Source organism: Klebsiella sp. MS 92-3, from assembly GCF_000195655.1.
Taxonomy (GTDB): Bacteria; Pseudomonadota; Gammaproteobacteria; order Enterobacterales; family Enterobacteriaceae; genus Klebsiella; species Klebsiella pneumoniae.
Genome location: NZ_GL882823.1, coordinates 87,473 through 87,845 on the forward strand (window position 1 = coordinate 87,473; position 373 = coordinate 87,845).

1 protein-coding gene is annotated in these 373 nt (G+C 57.6%); it reads left to right on the forward strand.

The window, feature by feature from the left end:
• The coding region (locus HMPREF9538_RS10410) for an IMP dehydrogenase (protein ID WP_032457156.1) at nt 1–351 on the forward strand (351 nt) is incomplete at its 5' end.
• Nucleotides 352–373 lie beyond the last annotated feature (22 nt).

The following is a 373-nucleotide window of genomic DNA, read 5'->3' on the forward strand; positions in this document are numbered from 1 at the left end:
GAAATCGAACTCTATCAGGGTCGCTCTTACAAATCCTACCGCGGGATGGGCTCCCTTGGCGCGATGTCCAAAGGCTCCTCTGATCGCTATTTCCAGAGCGATAACGCCGCTGACAAACTGGTGCCGGAAGGTATCGAAGGCCGCGTGGCCTATAAAGGCCGCCTGAAAGAGATCATTCACCAGCAGATGGGCGGTCTGCGTTCCTGTATGGGTCTGACCGGCTGTGGTACCATTGACCTGCTGCGTACCAAAGCTGAATTCGTACGCATCAGCGGTGCGGGCATTCAGGAAAGCCACGTTCACGACGTGACCATCACCAAAGAGTCCCCGAACTACCGTCTGGGCTCCTGATTTCTTCCCCCCCCCCCCCCCC